This is a genomic window from Hydrogenophaga sp. (assembly GCF_011390835.1).
Taxonomy (GTDB): Bacteria; Pseudomonadota; Gammaproteobacteria; order Burkholderiales; family Burkholderiaceae_C; genus Hydrogenophaga.
This window is the reverse complement of the sequence record NZ_JAABRQ010000012.1, coordinates 14,714-34,786: the sequence shown is the minus strand read 5'-3', so window position 1 is coordinate 34,786 and position 20,073 is coordinate 14,714. Positions and strand designations below refer to the sequence as shown.

Annotated in this window: 20 protein-coding genes; 7 read left to right on the top strand and 13 right to left on the bottom strand. The window is 64.3% G+C overall.

Annotation, left to right across the window (positions count from 1 at the left end):
- Positions 1-38: 38 nt before the first annotated feature.
- Together GPT34_RS08945 and GPT34_RS08940 are read left to right on the top strand one after the other, a co-directional pair.
- Entirely contained in the window at positions 39-869 is an 831-nt protein-coding gene (locus GPT34_RS08945; protein WP_291011377.1) for an SDR family NAD(P)-dependent oxidoreductase, read from the top strand.
- Positions 866-1,312 (top strand): nuclear transport factor 2 family protein, encoded by a 447-nt coding sequence (locus GPT34_RS08940; protein WP_291011252.1) that lies wholly within the window; start codon positions 866-868, stop codon positions 1,310-1,312. Before GPT34_RS08945 ends, GPT34_RS08940 begins: the two co-directional genes overlap by 4 nt.
- A 38-nt stretch (positions 1,313-1,350) precedes the next feature.
- Here GPT34_RS08940 and GPT34_RS08935 read toward each other — a convergent pair whose 3' ends face one another.
- A complete protein-coding gene (locus GPT34_RS08935; protein WP_291011249.1) occupies positions 1,351-1,965 on the bottom strand; it encodes a glutathione S-transferase C-terminal domain-containing protein in 615 nt (204 codons plus the stop codon).
- 145 nt (positions 1,966-2,110) lie between these two features.
- On the opposite strand from GPT34_RS08935, the gene purB reads away from it, so the two are divergent.
- Entirely contained in the window at positions 2,111-3,538 is a 1,428-nt protein-coding gene (gene purB, locus GPT34_RS08930; RefSeq protein ID WP_291011246.1) for an adenylosuccinate lyase, read from the top strand.
- Between the two features lie 105 nt (positions 3,539-3,643).
- On the opposite strand, the gene GPT34_RS08925 is transcribed toward purB, so the two are convergent.
- On the bottom strand, positions 3,644-4,060 hold the full coding sequence (locus GPT34_RS08925; RefSeq protein WP_291011244.1) for a DUF3717 domain-containing protein: 417 nt from the start codon (positions 4,058-4,060) through the stop codon (positions 3,644-3,646).
- 245 nt (positions 4,061-4,305) lie between these two features.
- Here GPT34_RS08925 and GPT34_RS08920 point away from each other — a divergent pair, with 245 nt between their 5' ends.
- Both GPT34_RS08920 and GPT34_RS08915 read left to right on the top strand, forming a co-directional pair.
- Positions 4,306-5,028, top strand: a complete 723-nt coding sequence (locus tag GPT34_RS08920; RefSeq protein WP_291011242.1) for a TerC family protein — start codon at positions 4,306-4,308, stop codon at positions 5,026-5,028.
- A 49-nt stretch (positions 5,029-5,077) separates the two neighbouring features.
- Positions 5,078-5,428: a phage holin family protein gene (locus tag GPT34_RS08915; RefSeq protein WP_291011240.1), complete on the top strand. Its 351-nt coding sequence runs from the start codon at positions 5,078-5,080 to the stop codon at positions 5,426-5,428.
- Between the two features lie 12 nt (positions 5,429-5,440).
- Here GPT34_RS08915 and GPT34_RS08910 read toward each other — a convergent pair whose 3' ends face one another.
- The gene (locus GPT34_RS08910) at positions 5,441-7,036 is read right to left on the bottom strand and encodes a M48 family metalloprotease (protein ID WP_291011237.1); all 1,596 of its coding nucleotides are present in this window, start codon (positions 7,034-7,036) and stop codon (positions 5,441-5,443) included.
- A gap of 69 nt (positions 7,037-7,105) precedes the next feature.
- Between GPT34_RS08910 and moaC the strand changes: the two genes are divergently transcribed.
- Positions 7,106-7,621, top strand: a complete 516-nt coding sequence (gene moaC, locus GPT34_RS08905) for a cyclic pyranopterin monophosphate synthase MoaC (protein ID WP_291011235.1) — start codon at positions 7,106-7,108, stop codon at positions 7,619-7,621.
- Between the two features lie 67 nt (positions 7,622-7,688).
- Here moaC and GPT34_RS08900 read toward each other — a convergent pair whose 3' ends face one another.
- The gene (locus GPT34_RS08900) at positions 7,689-8,207 is read right to left on the bottom strand and encodes a hypothetical protein (protein WP_291011233.1); all 519 of its coding nucleotides are present in this window, start codon (positions 8,205-8,207) and stop codon (positions 7,689-7,691) included.
- On the opposite strand from GPT34_RS08900, the gene GPT34_RS08895 reads away from it, so the two are divergent.
- The gene (locus tag GPT34_RS08895) at positions 8,197-8,580 is read left to right on the top strand and encodes a hypothetical protein (RefSeq protein ID WP_291011231.1); all 384 of its coding nucleotides are present in this window, start codon (positions 8,197-8,199) and stop codon (positions 8,578-8,580) included. The two genes, GPT34_RS08900 and GPT34_RS08895, sit on opposite strands and share 11 nt — an antisense overlap.
- 36 nt (positions 8,581-8,616) lie before the next feature.
- Here the strand turns inward: GPT34_RS08895 and GPT34_RS08890 are convergent, their stop codons facing one another.
- The 9 genes from GPT34_RS08890 to sucC all read right to left on the bottom strand — a co-directional run bounded on the left by GPT34_RS08890 (position 8,617) and on the right by sucC (position 19,991).
- Entirely contained in the window at positions 8,617-9,240 is a 624-nt protein-coding gene (locus GPT34_RS08890; protein WP_291011229.1) for a pilin, read from the bottom strand.
- A 246-nt stretch (positions 9,241-9,486) separates the two neighbouring features.
- Positions 9,487-10,065, bottom strand: coding sequence for a pilin (locus GPT34_RS08885; RefSeq protein ID WP_291011375.1), 579 nt, complete (start codon positions 10,063-10,065; stop codon positions 9,487-9,489).
- A 200-nt stretch (positions 10,066-10,265) separates the two neighbouring features.
- Positions 10,266-11,069 (bottom strand): 3',5'-cyclic-nucleotide phosphodiesterase, encoded by an 804-nt coding sequence (locus GPT34_RS08880; RefSeq protein WP_291011228.1) that lies wholly within the window; start codon positions 11,067-11,069, stop codon positions 10,266-10,268.
- A 37-nt stretch (positions 11,070-11,106) separates the two neighbouring features.
- Positions 11,107-13,356, bottom strand: a complete 2,250-nt coding sequence (locus GPT34_RS08875) for an adenylate/guanylate cyclase domain-containing protein (protein WP_291011225.1) — start codon at positions 13,354-13,356, stop codon at positions 11,107-11,109.
- A gap of 76 nt (positions 13,357-13,432) precedes the next feature.
- Positions 13,433-14,071 (bottom strand): FHA domain-containing protein, encoded by a 639-nt coding sequence (locus tag GPT34_RS08870; RefSeq protein WP_291011223.1) that lies wholly within the window; start codon positions 14,069-14,071, stop codon positions 13,433-13,435.
- Between the two features lie 44 nt (positions 14,072-14,115).
- Positions 14,116-14,901: a Stp1/IreP family PP2C-type Ser/Thr phosphatase gene (locus tag GPT34_RS08865; RefSeq protein WP_291011373.1), complete on the bottom strand. Its 786-nt coding sequence runs from the start codon at positions 14,899-14,901 to the stop codon at positions 14,116-14,118.
- 30 nt (positions 14,902-14,931) lie between these two features.
- Complete coding sequence (locus tag GPT34_RS08860; RefSeq protein WP_291011221.1) at positions 14,932-17,727, bottom strand: serine/threonine-protein kinase; 2,796 nt, start codon at positions 17,725-17,727, stop codon at positions 14,932-14,934.
- A gap of 132 nt (positions 17,728-17,859) precedes the next feature.
- On the bottom strand, positions 17,860-18,753 hold the full coding sequence (gene sucD / locus GPT34_RS08855) for a succinate--CoA ligase subunit alpha (protein WP_291011218.1): 894 nt from the start codon (positions 18,751-18,753) through the stop codon (positions 17,860-17,862).
- Positions 18,754-18,824: 71 nt separating this feature from the next.
- Positions 18,825-19,991, bottom strand: a complete 1,167-nt coding sequence (gene sucC / locus GPT34_RS08850) for an ADP-forming succinate--CoA ligase subunit beta (RefSeq protein ID WP_291011216.1) — start codon at positions 19,989-19,991, stop codon at positions 18,825-18,827.
- Positions 19,992-20,073 lie beyond the last annotated feature (82 nt).

Below are 20,073 nucleotides of genomic sequence, written 5' to 3'. Positions count from 1 at the left end.
CTCGCCAATTCGCCGCAGACCAGCCCACCGCGATTCCTATGGCGGCGGCGCCGACGCGCGGCAGTGCCTGGTGGCCCAGCTTCAACCCACGAATCACCGACTGGCGTGGCCAGCGGGTGTGGCTGATCGGCGCCTCCAGCGGCATCGGCGCGGCCACGGCATCGGCCCTGCACGCCCTCGGCGCGCAGGTGCTGGTTTCGGCGCGCGGCGCCGAGGCCTTGAATCGTTTTGTCGAACAGCACAGTAGCAACCACCAAGACCCTCGCAACGCTCCTCAGGCCTGGCCGCTCGATGTGACCGACGCCGAGGCGGTCCGCGCCACGGCGCAGGCCATCCTGGCCCAGGGCCCGCTGGATCTGGTGCTGTACTGCGCCGGCCACTACCGCGAGATGCGCGCCACCGAGATAGACATGGCCGATCTGAAGCAGCACCTGGCCATCAACTACACCGGCGCACTGCATGTCATGGACGCGGTGTTGCCCGCGCTGATCGCGCGCGGCCGCGGCCATGTGAGCCTGATCAGCAGTGTGGCCGGTTTCCGCGGCCTGCCCAAGAGCTTGGCGTATGGACCCACCAAGGCGGCGCTCACCAACCTGGCGGAAAACCTTTACCTCGACCTGGAGCCGCTGGGCGTGGGCGTGAGCGTGGTGCACCCAGGCTTTGTGCAAACGCCGCTGACGGCGCAAAACAACTTCACCATGCCCGCGCTCATCACCCCCGAGCAGGCAGCCCAAGACATGATCGCCGGCTGGGCGCGGGGCGAGTTTGAAATCCACTACCCCAAGCGTTTCACCCGCGTGATGAAACTGCTCAGCCTGCTGCCCTACCGGGCCTACTTCCCGGCGGTTCGCCGCTTCACCGGTTTATGAGCGAAGCGCGCGACCACCGGGCTGCGGCCGAGCAGATCGCCCGTCAGTTCGAGACCCTGACGCCACACAGCCTGCCGCAACTCGCCGCCCTCTACACCGAGGGCGCGCGTTTCAAGGATCCGTTCAACGAAGTCTTCGGCACCGCCGCCATCACCCGCATCTTCGAGCACATGTTCGAGAGCCTGCATGAGCCGCGTTTTGTGGTCACGCGGCGCATCGTCGATGACACGCAGCTGTTTCTGGTGTGGGAGATGCACTTTCGCTTCAAGCGTTTCGACACTGTCAGCCCACAGGTGATCCGCGGCGGCTCACACCTCACCCTCACGCCAGACGGCCACATCAGCGACCACCGCGACTACTGGGATGCGGCCGAGGAGCTGTACGAGAAGCTGCCGGTGGTGGGGGGGTTGATGCGCTGGTTGAAAAAGCGCGCCGTCACCTGACGACACCCCCGCGCCGCGCCTGTGGCGCGGGGGTGTGCCTAGTCTGGTCGAGAATCTATAAAGCTCTGCCGCAGGGCCAGCTTGTCGCTGAGTTTGGTCAGGTTGGGGTGGGGCGTGCGCCAGTCGATCTGGGGAAAGCGGAAGTCGAGGTAGCCCAAGGCACAGCCCACAGCCACGTCGGACAGGCTGAAATGCACACCGGAGCAAAAGGGCTTGTCGCCCAGACCACGCGCCATGGCGGCCAAGGCCGTGTTGATCTTGCTCAGCTGGCGATCGATCCAGGCCTGGGAACGCTGTCCCTCGTCGCGGCCGGGCCAGGTGGCTTCCAGGCGCGCGAGGATAGCGGCATCGAGCACACCGTCGGCCAGCGCTTCCCAGGTCTTGACCTCGGCTCGTTCGCGGCCCTGACCCGGGATGAGCTTGCCCACCGGGGACAGGGTGTCGAGGTACTCGACGATGACGCGCGAGTCAAAAACCGCCTCGGCTCCTTCCATCACCAGGCAGGGCACCTTGCCCAGCGGGTTGGACGCGCCGATCTGGGTGGTCGCCGACCACACGTCCTCGGGCAGGAACTGGTAATCCAGCTTCTTTTCGGCCATGACGATGCGCACCTTGCGAACGTAGGGGCTGGTGATGGCGCCAATCAGTTTCATGGACTTGGGTGATGGGTGACAGGTTTCCCTCGGGCTGGCCATTTTAGCCAGCGTGTCCGGCCCCACCCCTGACACCGGATACCGGATACCGGGGCCAGAGAGGTTTCGGCGCAGGCGCTTCACCGTGCCCTCCTACAATCGCGCCATGCGCCCTACCGCCCCTGCCCCCAAACTGGCGCCTGCCGCCGCCCAGTCCGTGCCCTCCCCTGTGGCCGCCCTTTCGCCGCTGGACGGCCGCTACGCCAGCCGACTGGCCCAGTTGCGCCCCTTCATGAGCGAGCAGGGCTACATGCACCGGCGCGTGCAGGTCGAAGTGGCCTGGTTCATTGCCTTGTCCGACGCTGGCTTTGCCGAGTTCAAGCCACTGTCGCCCGGTGCGCGCACTTACCTCATGGGGCTGGTGAAAAACTTCAGCGAAGCTGATGCCAACGCGATCAAGGACATCGAGAAGACCACCAATCACGATGTGAAGGCGGTCGAGTACTGGATCAAGGCCAAGTTCGAGGCCCGCCCCGAGCTGCAGCGCGCCGCCGAATTTGTGCATTTCGCCTGCACTAGCGAAGACATCAACAACACCAGTCACGCGCTGCAGCTCAAGGGCGGGCGCGACGCCGTGCTGCTACCGGCGCTCGATGCAGTGATCACCAAGCTGCGAGAAATGGCCTACGCGTTCGCGGCTGTGCCCATGCTCAGCCGCACCCACGGTCAGACCGCCAGCCCGACCACCGTGGGCAAAGAGATCGCCAACGTGGTGGTGCGCCTGGTGGCCGCACGCGAGCGCATCGCCAGCGTCAAGCTCATGGGCAAGATGAACGGCGCAGTGGGCAACTACAACGCCCACCTAGCCGCCTGGCCCGAATTCGACTGGGAAGCCTTCAGCCAGCGCGTGGTGGAAACGCCCGAGCCGCTGGGTCTGGGCCTGAGCTTTCAGCCCTACAGCATCCAGATCGAGCCGCACGACTACATGGCCGAGCTGTTTGACGCCATCGCCCGCAGCAACACGATCCTGATCGACCTCGCACGCGACATCTGGGGTTATGTGAGCCTGGGCTATTTCAAGCAACGGCTCAAAGCTGGTGAGATCGGCTCGTCGACCATGCCGCACAAAGTCAACCCGATCGACTTCGAGAACGCCGAGGGCAACCTGGGCCTGGCCAATGCCTTGCTCAAGCACCTGGCCGAGAAGCTGCCCGTCAGCCGCTGGCAGCGCGACCTCACGGACTCCACCGTGCTGCGCAACATGGGCGTGGCCCTTGGCTACGCGGTGCTGGCCTATCACTCGCTGGGCGTGGGCCTGGGCAAGCTCGAGCTCAACGAGGCCGCGCTGGCCGAAGACCTGGACAACTCGTGGGAGGTGCTGGCCGAACCGATCCAGACCGTGATGCGCCGCTACGGCGTGTCCGGTGCCTACGAAAAGCTCAAGGAAGTCACGCGTGGCCAGACCGTGACGGCCGAGGCCTTGCACGAGCTCATCCGCAGCCTGGAGATTCCCCAGCCGGAGAAAGACCGCCTGCTGGCCATGACGCCAGGCAGCTACGTAGGCAAGGCAGCGGAGCTGGCCCGCAGAGTGTGACCCCCCGCACCGCCTGCGGCGTCACCCCCCCAGGGGGGCAACGCTGGCGGACTGGCGGAGCCAGATCCGCGGCGTTCTGAGAGGGGCTTCCCCTCATGCGATGCGTCAGCCCGCCTTGCTTTCCAACGCCCGCTCGGCATAGCGGTTGAAGCGCCAGGCTGTGCCGTCGAGCGTGATGCGGCGCCAGGTGGAGCGCTTCTCGCCCGGGCTCATCTCGGTCCAGCGCTGCACCTCGTCGAAGCTGCGGCCGCAGCCTTTGCACATGGCATCGCCCTGGCTGGTGGAACAGATCGCGATGCAGGGTGTGTCGGGCGTGCTGTCGAACCAGACCTGCCAGGCGGCTTTTGCCTCCGCAGGCAGCGTGGCTTCGTCGGCCTCGGTTTCGCCGTGGTAGACCAAAAGGGCGTACACCTCGGCCAGCGCGCGCAGAGGCGGCGCCAGCGCGCCCCCGTCGGCGGACGGTGAGCGGGCGCGCCAGTGGTTGATCGCGGCTTCGATGTCGGTGATGTGGATGCCGGCCATGGGGAGATCGATCATAGCCAGCGGGGCCCACAGAGCAGGGTGCGTGGTCAATCCCCTCGGTCGATGCATGCCCTGCTGGCAACAAGTGGACTGACAGCTGGCGACAGGTCGGCGTCGATACAATCCTGTGACCCAGTGGCCAGCTGGTCAACAAGGTCCGTCCCACCTGCCTAAGGCGGGTCACCCAACCCCCATCCTCATGGGCCCGAACCGGTGCCCACGGTGCGCCCCACCTTGAAAAGTTTATGGAATTCCTGACATCGGCGGCCTTCTGGGTTGCGCTGGGCCAGATCGTGGTGATCGACATCCTGCTGGGTGGCGACAACGCGGTGGTGATTGCACTGGCCTGCCGCAAGCTGCCGCCAGCACAGCGTACCAAAGGGATCATCTGGGGCACAGCGGGCGCCATCGTCCTGCGGGTGGTGCTGATCCTGTTTGCGATGACGCTGCTCAACCTGCCTTTCCTCAAGTTTGTCGGCGCGCTGCTGCTGGTGTGGATCGGCGTGAAGCTGCTGGCGCCTGACTCGGAAGAGCACGGCAATGTGGCTGGCAGCGACAAGCTGCTGGCGGCCATCAAGACCATCATCGTCGCCGACCTGGTGATGAGCGTGGACAACGTGATCGCGATCGCGGGCGCGGCGCAAAACGCAGGCGAACACTCCACCCTGCTGGTCGTGCTGGGCCTGCTGATTTCCATTCCCATCATCGTGGCGGGCAGCCAGATCGTCATCAAGCTGATGGCGCGTTTTCCCTTCATCATCGTAGCCGGCGGCATGCTGCTGGGCTGGATCGCCGGCGGCATGCTGGTAACCGACCCGGTTTTCGCCGACCCCAGCCAGTGGCAGTGGATGGTCAAAATCCCGCAATCGTCACTGGTGAAGTACGGTGCGGCCATCGCAGGGGCCTTGCTGGTGCTGGCCATCGGCAAAGCGCTGGCCGCCCGGCAGCCGCCCGCCGAGGCGGCGTGATCTCCTGGCACCGGGCAGCGTCATCACCGCCCAGTGCTATGCTGACCCCATGAAATTAATTGCCAAATGGTTGCTCGCAGCCAGTGCACTGCTGCTGGTGGCTTACCTCTATCCCGGCGTGCAGATTCAGAGCTACAGCGCGGCGCTGATCGCGGCAGCCGTCATCGCCTTGCTCAACACCCTGGTGCGCCCACTACTGGTGGTGCTCACCCTGCCGGTGACCGTGGTCACGCTGGGGTTGTTTCTTTTCGTCATCAACGCGCTGATGTTCTGGGCCGCCGCAAGCCTGCTCGACGGTTTTCAGGTGCCCGGCTTCTGGGCTGCGTTGATCGGTTCGCTGATTTATTCGGTGTTGATGCTGGTGGTGGACGCAGGGCTCAAGGCGGTGTTCGCGCGCTGAGCGCGAGCCCGTTCACTTCTCCGACTCGGCCTCGCGCAGCAACACCTCCACCTCGCGCCGACGGCTGTCCACGATCGCCAGCTCGATCGGGTCGGCCGCCCGCAGCACCGCCGGCAGCGCCTGCGCGGCCTTGAAACGATCGAGCGCACCAGCGTAATCGCGCTGCGCCACCCTGGACTCGGCCTCGGCGCGCACGGCGCGCAGCGTCTGGCCTTGCACCTGCTGGGCACGCGCCAAGGTCTGCCAGGCCAGGGCATCGCGCGGGTGCTGCACCACCCAGTCCAGCAAGCGCGCGCTGGCCCGCTGCGGCTGGTCGCTGGCCAGCGCAGCCTGCGCACCGAGCAGCATCCCCGCACGCGAGCCACCAGCCCAGGCCTTGTCACCCAGCTGAGCGCGCAGCGTCAGTTCAGCGGCGGTCAGTGGCGCACCAGGCGAAAGCAGGATCTCAAGCTGGAGCTGATCCACGGCGGTCCGCTGGCTCAATTCCACCTCACCGCGCAGCCGCTGCGCCAGCGCCAGGGCCTGCGCGCGTTGCCCCAAGCGCAGGCTGGCGTAGGCGGCAGCGTAACGATCGCCCGGCGAGGCAGCGGCGGAAGACCCGTTTTGCTGCCAGTCGCGCCAGCGGTCGGGGCTGTTTTCCGCCAGGACGCGGGCGCGGGCTGCCATGAGCACATGCAGTTGCGTGGATGGTCCCAACTGGCCAGCGCCGCCTGCAGCGCCCTGGCGCAGCGGGCCATGGACGGGGGCAGCGCCCACCAGCGGCAGCCGTGCGCGCATGTCGGCGATGCGCTCGCCGGTCAACGGGTGGCTGCGCAAGTAGGGGAACGACCCATCGTCGTTGAGGCGGCCGGCCTGCTGCAGCTTGTCGAACATACTGACAAATCCCCGGCCGTCAAAACCCGCGCCGGTCAGCATCCCGAAACCCACGCGATCGGCCTCGCGCTCCATGTCGCGCGAAAAATTGAGCTGGCTTTGCGCTGCGACTGCCTGGCTGCCCGCAATGGCGGCATTGGCCACGTCGACGTTGCTGCGTGCCGCCAGTGCACCCAGAATCATGGCGCCCAGCATCCATGGTGCGAGTCGGTCCTGCGTGGCGATCATGCGAGCGATGTGGCGTTGCGAGACATGGCTGAGCTCGTGCGCCAGCACGGAGGCCAGCTCTTCGGGCCGCTCAGTCACGGCCAGCAAGCCCAGGTTCACGCCCAGGTAGCCGCCCGGCAGGGCAAACGCGTTGACGCGCTTGTCGCGCGAAATCATCAGCTCCCAGGCCAACCGCTCGCTCAGCTCGGGCGCCACGTCACCGCGCGTACGGGCCGCAGCCAACAAAGGTTGCCACACCGACTGCAGGTAGTCGACCAGCACTGGGTCATCCAGGTAGTCCGGGTCACGGTAAATGTCGCGCGCAATGCGGTCGCCCAGCCGCCGTTCCTCGGCCACCGTCATGCCCGCGCCGTCACCCAGGCTGGGCAAGCCAGACACGCCCGCGCCCACGGGTGGCAGGCCGGTCTGCGCCACCGAGAGGCTGGCCGATGCGCTCAGCAGCGCCAGCACCAACAGGGGGCCAGACCACCGCGGCCAGGCAGGCCGAAGGCTTGTCAAAAAGGTCATCCCCGTATGATGCCGCCTTCACCCCAAGGTTTCCACCCACCGGCTGTAAAGCCGGCGCAAAGCGCTGCCATGACCGCCCCTGCCCACACCGACGCCCAACCCTCCCCAGACAGCCCCTTGACGCACTTCGATCAGCAGGGTCAGGCGCACATGGTCGACGTGTCGGCGAAAGCCAGCACCCACCGGGTAGCGATTGCCGAAGGCCACATCACCATGTTGCCCGCCACGCTGACGCTTATCCAGCAGGGCACTGCAAAAAAAGGCGATGTGCTGGGCATCGCCCGCATCGCCGGCATCCAGGCCGCCAAGAAGACGAGCGACCTCATACCCCTGTGCCACCCGATCGCGCTGACGCGGGTGGCGATTGAGTTTGAGGTGGACGCCTCCGCGAACCAAGTTCTTTGCCGCGCCACGGCGGAATGCACCGGCCAGACCGGTGTGGAGATGGAAGCCTTGTCCGCTGTCTCGGTGGCCTTGCTCACCATCTACGACATGTGTAAGGCGGTGGATCGGGGCATGGTGATGGGCGGGGTGCGCTTGGTGGAGAAGGCCGGGGGCAAGAGCGGGCGGTTTCGAGTTGAATAACAAGTTGCTCCCGACTTGCATTTCGTGAAGCTGCTTCTTCCCGTAGACCGTCACACTCGTACCAATTTCAGTCAAATCCATCCACGGGTGCGTACCCCACGATTTCTCCAGAGGCATCGAGCAATGCTATCCATCCCATCTCCTTGCTAGAAGTTAGTGGTAGGAAATACAGGCTCTCAGCACTTCGTCCGGTCTTTCTTACCGCTCGCTGCAGCTCATCAGCCTGTAAAGGTCGTTTTTCCTTCAGCGTGATGAGCGGTTTAGCCTTCTTGAGAATGGCGGATTTCACTTCACCGTCATAGAGCCGCCACCAGTTTGGACGCATGGCTTGAGTGATCCCTTGGATCGACAGCTCGACACTGCTCAGGTACTCTTGCGGCGAAGTGGCTTCACGAAGTCCCACTCGGGCGACTCCAGCCCATGAGAGTTGATTCAGCGCTTCGGGAGCTTGACCAAGTAACTCCATCTGCACCTCGTTGGCCGTCAAGACAAACAAACGATCAACCTCAAAAACCAGCACAACAGGACGCGCTGAAGCCACTGACCAGAGGCCATAGCCCAAGGCAGCGATTTGGATGAGCGCCACGAGCGTCAAATCTAGCCATCGTTCCCGTCTCGATTTCACTGGGCTCGCAAGCACCAAGGTCAAGATAGGCCCGCACACCAAGTCCACCACGGCTACCAGCGCAAAAATTGATCCGATGCCCAACATCTCCCGCCAGGGGGACGGGTACCAAATCAAAAAAACCAAGATTGCGGCCAAGGACACCACCAAGGCACTGACCAAGAAGTGCCCGAATGCCCATCGCAGCGCGAAACGTATGCGTCCCGTCTTTATCAAGACATCTCCTTTCGTGTCAATTCGCCTAGCTCGTACCCATCACAATCCCGATCTTGAGACACGGGAGTCTGCCGAGGCGTCAAAGGATCACCGAGCAAGAGAGGCCAAGGCGAGATGACGACATTGCCTGTTCAGTTCGGGAGAGCACGCCAATCTATCGGCATTCTGCCGGAGCAAAACGAACCGGTAGAGTAGGCCCTCCAGCCACCGGGAGCGTGGCACGGGAGGGTACACCAGCTGCGTAGCAGTCCCAGCGCAGATTTACAGCCGCTGGCGTACTGCCTGCGGCGTCGCCAGCGAGTGCCAAACCGTTGTCGGTGACGTTAAGGACCAAACGTGAGGTCGCGACAGGCTGAACTGTGGGAAGGAAGCCGATTGAGATATGCCCTGTCTCCTGATCAATACCAATGCCAGCCCCAGCGAGCGTTGAGCCAGCATCAAAAGCAGTGTTCAGCTCGGCAACGGTGCAGGCACCCACTGCCGCGCATACTGTTGCCCCCACCGCGCGCGTGGCGACGGTGCCCCCGTACTCAGCACCAAATGCGTTGCTCGCGGCGTTGTTTTCGACGACTGAGATTTTTGCGGCACCGGCCAATGTGATGCCCTCTACTACCCGTGCCCTAATGGTGTAGTCCTGATAAGCAGGCAGAGCCACCGCAGCCAAAATGCCAATGATGGCCACCACGATCATCAGTTCGATCAAGGTGAAGCCGTTGTGTGATGTTTGCTTCATTTTGTGTACCTGCTTTTTAAATGGATCTGAGATCTGCAGTTGCATGCCTGCAGACCTGATTTACAGCAAAGAACGCGCCATACTGGATGTGCAGATTCTCGTGAGAAATCTCACGAGCCTTGGGTACTTGGTGACAATGCTTGTCACTTCACCTGCAGAGTTCAGCACGTCATTTTTAAAGCTGTTGGCAAGAGATCAAGCGAGTACCGGGGGAAATTCACCCAGTGTCTGCATACCTCAATGAAAAAGAGCGCCGAAGCGCTCTTTTTCATTGGGTGCAAGTTGCTTGGATCAACGGCACTCAGCAGGAGCGAAGCGCACCGGGAGGGTCGGGCCACCAGCCACAGCGAGCGTGGCACGGGTCGCCACACCTGCAGCGTAGCAATCCCAGCGGAGGTTGACCGCTGCGGGCGTGCTTCCGTTCGCGTCACCAACAAGAGCAGCACCGTTGGCCGTAACGTTCAAGACCAGGCGCGAGGTGGCAACAGGCTGCACTGCGGGCAAGAAGCCAATGGAAACATGGCCCGTTTCCTGGTCGATACCAATACCAAGACCGCCAGCGGCCGCTCCAGCATCAAAGGCGGTATTCAGCTCGGCCAAGGTACAAGCTCCAGCCGCAGCGCAAACAGTCGCGCCGACGGAGCGGGTCGCCACAGTGCCACCGTAACCAGCGCCGAAAGCATTGCCGTTGGCGTTGTTTTCGCCGACTGCCAACTTGGCCGCGCCGGCCAGCGACAAGCCTTCCGTCACACGAGCACGCACCGTGTAATCCTGGTAAGCCGGCAGGGCCACAGCAGCCAGGATACCGATGATGGCCACCACGATCATCAGTTCGATGAGGGTGAAACCTTTTTGCATGGACCGCTTCATGTTCATGAGAAAAACTCCTTGAGGGATTGGGGAAACAGGTTGACTGACGGGTTCTATTCAGCAGGGACCGTGCCAACCTGAACTGGGGTGTTTTTTGTGTTCTGTTTCACGTTTTGCCGCCAAGGAGTGACGTTTTGTGTCGTGTTGCCCCAGCCCGGGGTGACGATTTTTGTCAGCTCGCCGGTTGCCGACAGCTTTTGTCACACCTCGAAGCGCATTCCAGCGCTGAGCCAGCGGATGTCGTGGCGCAAATCGCCGGGGCGGCTGGGTGTCTGATCGAAGCGCTCGATCTCTTCCATGATCAAGCCGGTTTCGGCCGGCTTGGTGTGGGTGATGTAGATCGGGTAGTGGTGGGCGCGGTTGATGTGGTCAAGCTCGGTGGCGAGCACGCTGGGTGCCAGGTGCAGGCTGCGGGCGGCCAGGGCCCTCTCGCGGTCGCTGAAGGCGGTCTCGATCACGAGCATGGCCACGTTCATCTGGTTCACGCGCGCCCAGAACGCCGGGTTGCGCTCGGTGTCACCCGTGAACACCCAGTGGCCAGTGGTCCCTGTCGCTGCATAGCCCACCGCAGGCACGGTGTGAACCGCCGGCAGCACCTCGACCGTCTGGCTGCCCACCTGCAGCACCTGACCCACCTCGATGGGCACAAAGCGCATCAGCGGGCGCTCGGCGCTGGGGATGACCGAGAAGTCGGGCCATATCAGGTTGTTGAACACGTGGGCCTTGAGTGCGGCGATGGTGCCGGGCAGGGCGTGCACCAGCAGCGGCTCGGCGCCGGCGGTGAGCCGGCGCGCCGCGACCGCGTCGAGCATGAGCGGCAGCGCGGCCACGTGGTCCAGGTGCGAGTGGGTCAGCAGCACATGGTGGATCTGCGCCATCTCGTCGAGCGTGAGATCGCCGACGCCGGTGCCGGCGTCGACAAGCACGTCATCGTCCAGGAGAAACGAGGTGGTGCGGCAGTCTTTGGCGATGGCGCCGGAACAGCCGAGTACGCGAACCCGCATGGGTGGTCTGGTGGTTGGCAGGCGGACCCGGGTCTGCCTACTTGGTTTCAAAAGTGGTAGTGCCGTCCCACGCAGGGTCCATTGGCAGCACCTTTAGGGAGGCTACCCGCTGGGCATAGAGGCGGTAAAGGACTTTTTTCTCGTTCTGCCGCTGCAGCTGCGCGAGCACTGCCTCGCAGGTGGGCCAGTCTTGCGACCGCCAGGCCTGCAAAGCCTGGTTCCAGCGCTGCATTTCTTGGGCCTGCACGGGGGGCAGATCGGGCCCGACGCCCCAGGGCGTGTAAACCGTCACGCTACTGGCCTTGCCCTTGACACGCACCCGGTCGAGCTCCTGCCACACCCAGCCGCTGGCCTGGGCCCGGGTGCTGTCGCTAGCGATCACGTCCACGCCGTAAACCCGGCACAGGCCCTCGAGCCGGGACGCGAGGTTGACCGCATCGCCAATCACCGTGTAGCTGCGGCGCACGTCCGAGCCCATGTCGCCCACACACATGGCGCCGGTATTCAGGCCGATGCCCACACCGATGGCGGGCAGGCCCTGGGCGGCGTGCTCGCGGTTGAGTGCGTCAACGGCGCGCGCCATGTCCAGTGCCGCAGCCACCGCTTGGGCCGCGTGGTCGGGCATGTCGACCGGCGCACCCCAGAACGCCATGACGCAGTCGCCCATGTATTTGTCGATGGTGCCGCGGTGCTCGCGAATCACCTGCGTCAGGCGGCTGAACACGGTGTTGAGCAAGGCCTGCAACTGGGCAGGCTCCATGCTTTCAGAAAGCGCGGTGAAGCCGCGCATGTCGCAGAACATCACGGTGAGTTCGCGCGTGGTGGCCTGCATGCTGTAGCTGGCCGGGTCTTTGACCATCTCCTCGACCAGCACCGGCGGCACGTAGGTGCCAAAGAGCTGGGCCAGCTCGCGTTTGGCGCGGCTCTCCACGAAGTAGCCATAGCTCATGTTGAGTGCAAACGCAAAACCGATCATGACCAGGGCGCTGGCCAGCGGCAGCACCAGCCCCGGGCCGAGGTAGAGCCAGAGGTTCAGGCCCACCACAGCGGCCACCACACCCAGACTGAGCACCACGGCGCGCCACGCGCTCAGGAGGGGCAAAACCAGTGCCAGCATCAGGCCCGCGGCGACCAGCACCACCAGCTCGTAGCCGAGCGCGTAATCGGGCTGGCTGACCAGTTCGCCGTCGAGCAGGCTGGCGATCAGGTTGGCGTGGGTCTCCACGCCGGGATAGGCTTCGCCCACCGGGGTCACGCGCAGATCGAGCAGGCCCGGCGCGGTGGTGCCCACGAGCACGATCTTGTTGCGCAGCTGGTCGCGCGCCAGCCGCCCGGCCAGCACGTCGCTGGCCGACACGTAGGTAAACGAGCCCCCCTGCGGGCCCCCAGGTCCACGAAACGGGATCAACGCCGAGAGCCGCTCGTCGACGGGTATGGCCAGCGTGGTCGTGCCCTGCACCAGCCGCACGCTTTCAAGCGACAGGTAGTTGCGCGGCAGCAGGCGGTTGGCCGGAAACCCAGGCTGCACCGTCGGCGAACCCAGCAGCAGACGAAACATCGCGAGCGACAGCGATTCGTAATAACGCCCGTCGTGCTCGGCCAGCAGCGGCAGGGAGCGCACCACGCCGTCGGGCGCGGTGATCGCATTGAAGAAGCCGGCGCGCGGCGCGGCGGCGACCAGCGGGGCGATGTTGGCGCCAAAGCCGTCCCAGCGCGTGGCCAAGATGCTGCGGCCCTGCAGGTCGCTGGCCTGCATCACCGGTTCGGGCAGTGTGCCGCTGCGGTGGGCTTCTCGGTCGCTGGTGAAGTAATACCCCAGGACCACCGGCCGCCCCTGCAGCGCGCGCGCCAGGCGCGCGTCGTGATCGAGCTGTGGCGCGAGGGATTGCACCGCGGCGGCAAACCCCGGTTGTTCTGCCAGCTCCCCTTGGGCGAGCCGTTGCAGCTGGCGCAGCCCCGAGCTGTTGTCAGGCTCGGCAAACACGGTGTCAAAGCCCAGCAGGGCGATGCCCAGCTGATCGAACAAGGTGTCGACCAGCTGGGCGATGTGGTCGCGCGACCAAGGCCAGCGCCCGACTTCAGCCAGGCTCTTTTCGTCGATGTCGACGATCACCACCCGCTCGTCTAGCGTGGCGGGCATGGTGGCCCGCAGACGGGTGTCGTAAATGAGGTGATCCAGCCGCTGCAGCACCCCCATGGGCGCCAAGCCTATGGCGTGCAGCACGGCAAGGATGAGCGGGATCAGGGTGACGGCGATCCGCGCGCCGTGTTGCCTCAGGACCGCCATGACTTGGAAGGGGCGCGCACGGCCGGGCGCGGCCGCCTCAGGTTCGGGCGAGCCGGTGGGCTCACCCGACTTTCCCTCAGGACTGGACGAACTGCATGCGCGTGCCGGCGAGCTCGATCACGTCGCCGTCGCGCAGCTCGATCGCCTCGGTGCCGAGTGGCTTGTCGTTCACCGTGGGTTTGGTCGCACCTTCCACCAGGGCCACCACGTAACCATGGGGGCGCCGCGTGATGGCCGCGACCGCCACGCCAGGCTTGCCGATGGTGGTGACCACCTTGACCAACGGCACCTCGCGGCCCGCCGCAGCGCCTGACAGCACCTTGATTGCAGCGGTGGCGGTCGAAGCGGCTGCCGCGGCCGGCGCGGCAGCCGCACCCACCACGGCACCAGAGTTGATCACCATGGTCTTTTCATGGTGGTCTGAGGTGCCCTCGTGAACAAACTTGATCTTGTATTTGCCGATCTCGACGGTGTCGCCATTCTGCAAGGCCTGCTTCTTGATCGCCTTGCCGTTGACGTAGGTACCGTTGGTACTGTTGAGATCTTCCAGGGTCACGTCATTGCCCGACATCTGCATCACCGCGTGCTCGCCGCTGACGGCCAGGTTGTCGATAACGATGTCGTTGTATGGCCGCCGACCCAGCGTGGTGCGGTCTTTGGTGAGCTGCACTTCCTTGATGACGACGCCGTCAATGGAAACGATCATTTTCGGCATGGCCGACTCCTGTGGAACCTGAAGAACCCGTTCGATAAACCCACTCACTGGCCCAGCATGCGGGACAGCAACCCTCTGCGCGCCGGTTTGGGCCGGGCTTGCGCAAGTATCACCGAAATATTGTCGCGGCCTCCGCTGTCATTCGCGGCGTCGACCAAAGCGCGACTTTTTTCCTCCAGCGTACCCGCTGTCACGAGGATGGCGGCGATGCGCTCGTCGGTCATCATATCGGTCAGGCCATCGGAGCAAAGCAAGTAAATGTCGCCTTCTTCGGCCCGGTACTCGCTGACTTCTAGCAACACCGTGTCTTCCACGCCCAGGGCGCGCGTGACCAGATTTTTGTGGGTGGCGTACTGGGCCTGCTCGGGCGAAATCAGGCCGGCATCGATCTGTTCTTGCAACAGGGAGTGGTCGCGCGTGAGCTGGACCAGCGATCCCTGGCGCAGGCGGTAGCAGCGCGAGTCGCCCACATGGCCGATCAAGGTGCGTGCACCCTGGAACACGCCCATGACCAGGGTGGTGCCCATGCCGGCGTACAAGGGGTTGGAATTGGCGGCGTTGAAGATGGAGCGGTTGGCGTTGTCGATGCAGATCTCCATCGCCCGGCGCACCTCGCGTGCGCTCGCTTCGGAACCGCCTTCCGAAATCCAGCGGCCAAGCTCGGTCTTGACGAAGGTGGTGGCCATTGCGCTGGCAACTTCGCCCGCGTTGTAACCGCCCATGCCATCGGCCAGAACGGCCACCTGATGGTCCGGGTCCAGGGCCACCGAGTCCTCGTTGTTGTCGCGCACCAGACCGGGGTCGGTCAGGCTGAAGTACTCGAAGTTCATCATCGGGTTAGGGTGGCAGGCGTCAGGTGCTCAGCGGACCAGAGGCGGATAAGCCTCATGGGCGGCCTCGGTGGCGGCAAACGACGACTGCGCGGTGTTCACTTCGATCTGCGTGGTCTCGTAGGCGGTGATGGTCTCAGCGGAGGCGACGGTCGGCGTGGGCACGGCGGATGGCTCGGGAGGCAGGGCCAGGGCAATACCCCGCAGGGCATCTGCCATGGACTTGCCGTTCGCGAAACGCGCCTGCGGCGACTTGGACAACGCTTGCGCCAGTATATCGGCGAGCGCTGACGGCAAATCTGGGCGCAGGGTGCGCAGGTCGGGCGCGGGCTGGTTGGCGATCTGGTACATCAGCGCGGCCATGGAATCTCCCCGCAACGGCAGCGTGCCGGTCAGCATCTGAAACAGGGTCACGCCCAGCGAGTAGAGGTCGGAACTGCCTTCGATCTTCTGGCCGGCGAGTTGCTCGGGCGACATGAAGCTGGGCGTGCCAAGCACCATGCCGGTCTTGGTCCTGCTGGCGTCGGTGATGCGGGCGATGCCGAAGTCGGTCACCTTCACCGCCTCGGACGCGGGGTCGTACATGATGTTGGCGGGCTTGATGTCGCGGTGCACCACCTGGTGCTGGTGGGCATAGTCCAGTGCACGCGCCACCTGCTCGCCGATGTTGATCACAGTGGCCAGCGGCAGCAGGTGGCCCGGCCGGGTGTGCTCCACCAGATCGCGGCCAGGCAGAAATTCCATGGCGATGAAGGCCAGGTCGTGCTCTTCGCCAGCATCAAAAATGGTGACGATGTTGGGGTGCTGCAGGCGCCCGGCGGTCTCGGCCTCGCGGAAGAAGCGCTCGCGCGCCTCCTGCAACTCCTGGCCTTCGAATTCGCTGCTCAGCGCCAGGGTCTTGATCGCCACCACCCGGCCAATCTTGGGGTCGCGGCCCTGGTAGACCACACCCATTGCACCTTTGCCCAGCTCCTTTTCCACCTGGTAGCGCCCGAGCATGGGTTTCTCCACGCCGCCGCCGGTCAGCAGCAATGTGCCGCCCGGGTGGGACGCACCGCCGCCCAGGATGACGGTCTCGGACAGGCGCTGCGCGCGGCTCAGGCGCTGCTGCAGATCGGCATCTTGTCCACCGAGGCGGCCCAGATGCTCGTAGACCGCATGCGCCTTGTTGAACTGGCGCTTGCGTTCGAAGTCGAGCGCGAGGTGCTTGAGGTTGTCCACCAGCTCCGGGCTGGCGGGTACCCGCCGGAAGCGGTCAAACGCCATGTCGAGCTGGCCCTGACCTTGCAGCGCCAAGCCCATCATGCGATTGGTTTCGGCCGACTCGGCATCCGAGCGCACCTTGCCGGCCTCGGTCACCAGGAATCGGCGCGTGGTCAGCGCCAAGTGGCCGGCCAGCAGGGCGGCTGCGGGCAGCACCGACTGCAACCACACCGAGGCCTGGGAAAGCAAGCCGTACTCCAGCCCCAATATGGCCAGAAAGCCCAGCCCCGTGATCCAGGCACCAGTGGCGGCCGAGAGACGGGGCAGCACCGCGGTCACGTAGCCCGCCACCCCCAGCAGCAGCCCTAGCGTGGCGAAACCCGCCCAGGCGGGGCGAGCGATGAAATGGCCGTTGAGGATGCTGGAGGTGGTGTGCGCCAGCATGGTCGCGGGCGACATGGCCGGTGACACCGGCGTGTTGAACAAGGTGCCCACCCCCGCCGCGGTGGCGCCAATGAGCACCACCTTGTCGGCGTATTTGCTGGCAGGGATCTTGCCCGAGAGCACGTCGTAGAGCGCGTCGACCGCAAACGCCGGGCGGCCGCCCTGGTCGGGGTAGAACTGCGGCAGCACCAGCCCATCGTCACCGGTCGGGATGCGCAGCCTGCCCAGCGTGATGCCCTCGCCGGGCACCGCGCTCACATCGGCAGGCCCGAGGTTCAGGCTGTGTGCAGCGACGGCCAGGGCCATGGACGGAACGGTCTGACCATCGAAGTTGAGCAATAGCGCTTCCTGGCGCACTGCACCGTCTCGATCCGGCACCTGGTTGAGGTGGGCAACGGCGAGGGCGGCTTCGCCAATGGATTCAATGGGTTGCTGCGACTGCGAGGCGGGCAGGCCAGTGCCGCTGGGAAGGGGCAGCACGCTGCGCTGTGCAAACGGGGGCAGCGGCTGATCAGGGCGCCCAGGCGACTCACCGAGGGTGAATACCGACGGCACGATAACCCGGTTGGCTTGCTTCAGGCTGTTGGCCAGGCGGGCATCGTGGTCCAGGCCGCGCTCAGCCTCGGCGATGAAGCCCAGCAGTTGCTGGCGCGAGACGTCACCGAGGTCACTCAGATCAGAGGCGGCGGGCGAGCGGCCATCGAGCAGGCTCCGCAGTTCGCGCAGCTTGTCCATGCCGGGCGCTACCTGGGGCTCCAGGAACAAGGCGGTGTGCGCTACCGTCTTGGCGCCGGCGTCCGCAAGCTTGTCGATCAGTTGGGCGTGCACCTCGCGCGGCCAGGGCCAGCGACCGATGTTGGCGATGCTCTGGTCGTCGATGGCGATGATGGCAATGCGATCGCTGGGCGCACGATCGCTGCGCAGACTGGCAAAGTCGTAGAACCGACGCTCCAGACCACCCAGCAGATCGGTGGCGAGGTGCAAGACAAGCACCGCGAGCAAGACGCCTGCGCCCAGCACAGCATCGCGCCGCCAGGCGGAGGCTGGGCGGCGTTTGAATGATGAGGAGGACTTGCTGGACAAAAAGCGCTTCTTGAACAATGGGCCGATGCGGGCACGCACCGATCCCGCCAGATCGACGGAACTGCGCGCAGGAAGGTGATTGTCTGAGGTGGCCACATGCGCTGTCAGACCGCCTTGACAGGCGGGGCCCCAACGGCCCTGGGTGGTAACGATTTGTGACCGCCATAGCAAAGGCCATAAAAAAGGCAACGCCCCAGCGTTGCCTTTTTCAGAAAATGCCGAACTGGCTCAGAGCAGGGCTTTGAGCAGCTTGGCCATCTCGGACGGGTTGCGCGTGACCTTGAAACCGCAGGCTTCCATGATGGCGAGCTTGGCGTCGGCGGTGTCAGCGCCGCCGCTGATCAGCGCACCGGCGTGGCCCATGCGCTTTCCGGCCGGTGCCGTGACACCGGCGATGAAGCCGACGATGGGCTTCTTCATGTTGGCTTTGCACCATTCCGCTGCTTCGGCTTCATCGGGGCCGCCGATCTCGCCGATCATGATCACGGCATCGGTGTCGGGGTCGTCATTGAAAGCCTGCATCACGTCGATGTGCTTTAGGCCGTTGATGGGGTCGCCACCAATGCCCACCGCACTCGACTGGCCCAGGCCGATTTCGGTCAGCTGTGCAACGGCTTCGTAGGTCAACGTGCCTGAGCGGGACACGACACCGATACGGCCTTTTTTGTGGATATGGCCGGGCATGATGCCGATCTTGATCTCGTCGGGTGTGATCAGGCCGGGGCAGTTCGGGCCCAGCAGCAAGGTCTTTTTGCCACCAGCGGCTTCCTTGGCCTTCATCTTGTTGCGCACGATCAGCATGTCCTTGACCGGAATGCCTTCGGTGATGCAGATCGCCAGATCGAGATCAGCCTCGACCGCTTCCCAGATCGCGGCGGCAGCCCCAGCGGGAGGCACATAGATCACCGACACGGTGGCGCCGGTCTCGGCAGCGGCTTCTTTCACCGAAGCGTAGATCGGGATGTTGAAGATCGATTCGCCGGCCTTCTTGGGGTTCACGCCAGCGACGAAGCAGTTTTTGCCGTTCGCGTATTCCTGGCACTTTTCCGTGTGGAACTGACCGGTTTTGCCGGTGATGCCCTGGGTGATGACTTTGGTGTCTTTATTGATGTAGATCGACATGCTGGACCTTATTCAGTTGGGGACAGCGCTGAAGGTCTGTCCCGCAAGATTTTTGAACCGCTCTGGGCGCCTTAGGCGGCTTTGACCGCAGCGACCACCTTCTCGGCCGCCTCGGCCATGGTGTCGGCGCTGATGATGGGCAGGCCAGACTCGGCCAGCATCTTCTTGCCTAAGGCTTCGTTGGTGCCCTTCATGCGCACCACCAACGGCACGCTGAGGTTGGTCGCCTTACAGGCGGTGATCACACCGGTGGCGATCGTGTCGCACTTCATGATGCCGCCGAAGATATTCACCATGATGGCCTTGACCTTGTCGTTCTTGAGCATGATCTTGAACGCTTCGGTAACCTTCTCCGGGGTGGCGCCACCGCCCACATCCAGGAAGTTGGCCGGCTCGGCGCCGTACAGCTTGATGGTGTCCATGGTCGCCATGGCCAGGCCAGCGCCGTTGACCAGGCAGCCGATGTTGCCGTCCAGTGAGATGTAGGCCAGGTCGAACTTGGAGGCTTCTATCTCGGCTGCGTCTTCCTCATCCAGATCGCGGTAGGCCACGACATCGGGATGGCGGAACAGCGCGTTCGGGTCGAAGTTGAACTTGGCGTCGAGTGCCACCACGTTGCCCTTGCCATCGCGGTTCAGCGGGTTGATCTCCACCAGCGACGCGTCGGTGTCCATGTAGCACTTGTAGAGCTTTTGCAGGATGTCGATCGTCTGCGCGCTGGAACCCGCCGGCATGCCGATGCCGTCAGAAATTTCCTTGGCCTGGGCGTCGGTGAGACCCACCAGCGGGTCCACAAACACCTTGATGATCTTTTCGGGCGTGCTGTGCGCCACTTCCTCGATGTCCATGCCGCCCTCGCTGGAGGCAATGAACGCCACTTTCTGCGTGGCGCGGTCAGTGACCACCGAGACGTAATACTCTTTCTGGATGTCGGCGCCGTCTTCAATATAGAGGCGACGCACCTTCTGGCCCTCAGGGCCCGTCTGATGGGTCTTGAGCTGCATGCCCAGGATCTCGCCTGCCAGGCGCTTCACGTCGTCGATTGACTTGGCCACCTTGACGCCACCGCCCTTGCCACGGCCGCCAGCATGGATCTGCGCTTTCACCACCCAGACCGGGCCTCCGAGTTTCTGGGCGGCTTCGACGGCTTCTTGCACCGTGAACGCAGCAATGCCACGCGGCACTGGCACACCAAATTGGCGCAAGATTTCCTTGGCTTGGTACTCGTGGATCTTCATGAGGGCTCTCTCAGGGAAGGGTGAACAGGATCGGAATTCAGCCCCGAAGGAGGCCGCGAGAGCGCGCTGGGCGCTTTACCGA

Coding starts and splice junctions, on each gene's coding strand:
- GPT34_RS08875 (WP_291011225.1), bottom strand. CDS start 13,356: ATGGCGGTCCTGAGGCAACACGGCGCGCGGATCGCCGTCACCCTGATC.
- sucD (WP_291011218.1), bottom strand. CDS start 18,753: ATGTCGATCTACATCAATAAAGACACCAAAGTCATCACCCAGGGCATC.
- GPT34_RS08880 (WP_291011228.1), bottom strand. CDS start 11,069: ATGCGGGTTCGCGTACTCGGCTGTTCCGGCGCCATCGCCAAAGACTGC.
- GPT34_RS08935 (WP_291011249.1), bottom strand. CDS start 1,965: ATGAAACTGATTGGCGCCATCACCAGCCCCTACGTTCGCAAGGTGCGC.
- GPT34_RS08895 (WP_291011231.1), top strand. CDS start 8,197: ATGAGCGCCACGAGCGTCAAATCTAGCCATCGTTCCCGTCTCGATTTC.
- GPT34_RS08920 (WP_291011242.1), top strand. CDS start 4,306: ATGGAATTCCTGACATCGGCGGCCTTCTGGGTTGCGCTGGGCCAGATC.
- GPT34_RS08910 (WP_291011237.1), bottom strand. CDS start 7,036: ATGACCTTTTTGACAAGCCTTCGGCCTGCCTGGCCGCGGTGGTCTGGC.
- moaC (WP_291011235.1), top strand. CDS start 7,106: ATGACCGCCCCTGCCCACACCGACGCCCAACCCTCCCCAGACAGCCCC.
- GPT34_RS08945 (WP_291011377.1), top strand. CDS start 39: ATGGCGGCGGCGCCGACGCGCGGCAGTGCCTGGTGGCCCAGCTTCAAC.
- GPT34_RS08870 (WP_291011223.1), bottom strand. CDS start 14,071: ATGCCGAAAATGATCGTTTCCATTGACGGCGTCGTCATCAAGGAAGTG.
- purB (WP_291011246.1), top strand. CDS start 2,111: ATGCGCCCTACCGCCCCTGCCCCCAAACTGGCGCCTGCCGCCGCCCAG.
- GPT34_RS08940 (WP_291011252.1), top strand. CDS start 866: ATGAGCGAAGCGCGCGACCACCGGGCTGCGGCCGAGCAGATCGCCCGT.
- GPT34_RS08915 (WP_291011240.1), top strand. CDS start 5,078: ATGAAATTAATTGCCAAATGGTTGCTCGCAGCCAGTGCACTGCTGCTG.
- GPT34_RS08885 (WP_291011375.1), bottom strand. CDS start 10,065: ATGAAGCGGTCCATGCAAAAAGGTTTCACCCTCATCGAACTGATGATC.
- GPT34_RS08925 (WP_291011244.1), bottom strand. CDS start 4,060: ATGGCCGGCATCCACATCACCGACATCGAAGCCGCGATCAACCACTGG.
- GPT34_RS08890 (WP_291011229.1), bottom strand. CDS start 9,240: ATGCAACTGCAGATCTCAGATCCATTTAAAAAGCAGGTACACAAAATG.
- sucC (WP_291011216.1), bottom strand. CDS start 19,991: ATGAAGATCCACGAGTACCAAGCCAAGGAAATCTTGCGCCAATTTGGT.
- GPT34_RS08865 (WP_291011373.1), bottom strand. CDS start 14,901: ATGAACTTCGAGTACTTCAGCCTGACCGACCCCGGTCTGGTGCGCGAC.